This is a genomic window from Xenorhabdus koppenhoeferi, assembly GCF_900116635.1.
In the GTDB taxonomy this organism is placed as follows: Bacteria; Pseudomonadota; Gammaproteobacteria; order Enterobacterales; family Enterobacteriaceae; genus Xenorhabdus; species Xenorhabdus koppenhoeferi.
In genome coordinates, this window is sequence record NZ_FPBJ01000090.1 from 1 (window position 1) to 1174 (window position 1174).

Here is a 1174-nt window from a genome sequence, read left to right on the forward strand (position 1 = left end):
ACTTTAGCAACAACACCAGCGCCAACAGTACGACCACCTTCACGGATTGCGAAACGCAGACCTTCGTCCATTGCGATTGGTGAAATCAGAGTCACGATCATGTTGATGTTGTCACCTGGCATTACCATCTCTACGCCTTCTGGCAGTTCGATAGTGCCGGTTACGTCAGTTGTACGGAAGTAAAACTGTGGACGGTAACCTTTGAAGAATGGAGTATGACGGCCACCTTCATCTTTGCTCAGGATATAAACTTCTGATTCGAAAGTTGTGTGTGGCTTGATTGAACCTGGTTTAGCCAATACTTGACCACGTTCGATTTCGTCACGCTTAGTCCCACGCAGCAGAACGCCTACATTCTCACCTGCACGGCCTTCGTCCAGCAGTTTACGGAACATCTCAACGCCGGTACACGTTGTTTTAGTGGTATCTTTGATTCCAACGATTTCAACTTCGTCACCCACTTTAACGATACCACGTTCAACACGGCCGGTAACTACTGTACCGCGACCGGAAATGGAGAAGACGTCTTCAATTGGCAGCAGGAATGGCTTGTCAATGTCACGCTCTGGCTCTGGGATATAAGAATCCAGGGCTTCTGCCAGTTCAATGATTTTCGCTTCCCACTCGGCTTCACCTTCCAGCGCTTTCAGAGCAGAACCACGGATGATTGGTGTGTCGTCGCCTGGGAAATCGTACTGAGACAGCAGCTCACGGACTTCCATTTCTACCAGTTCCAGCAGCTCTTCGTCATCAACCATGTCACACTTGTTCAGGAACACGATGATGTAAGGAACGCCTACCTGACGACCCAGCAGGATGTGCTCACGAGTCTGTGGCATTGGGCCATCAGTTGCAGCAACGACCAGGATCGCGCCGTCCATCTGCGCAGCACCGGTGATCATGTTTTTCACATAGTCGGCGTGGCCTGGGCAGTCAACGTGTGCGTAGTGGCGAGTAGGGGTATCGTATTCTACGTGAGAAGTAGAGATGGTGATACCACGCGCTTTTTCTTCTGGTGCGTTATCGATCTGGTCGAATGCACGGGCGCTACCGCCGTAGGTTTTTGCCAAAACGGTGGTGATTGCAGCAGTCAGGGTAGTTTTACCGTGGTCAACGTGGCCTATAGTACCAACGTTAACGTGCGGTTTTGAACGTTCAAACTTTTCTTTAGACA

General features: G+C 50.3%; 1 protein-coding gene. It reads right to left on the minus strand.

Annotation, left to right across the window (positions count from 1 at the left end; all coding sequences use genetic code 11):
* Positions 1 to 1174, minus strand: a 1174-nt coding sequence (gene tuf, locus BM329_RS14245; protein WP_092554483.1) for an elongation factor Tu, incomplete at both ends; no start/stop codon positions are given.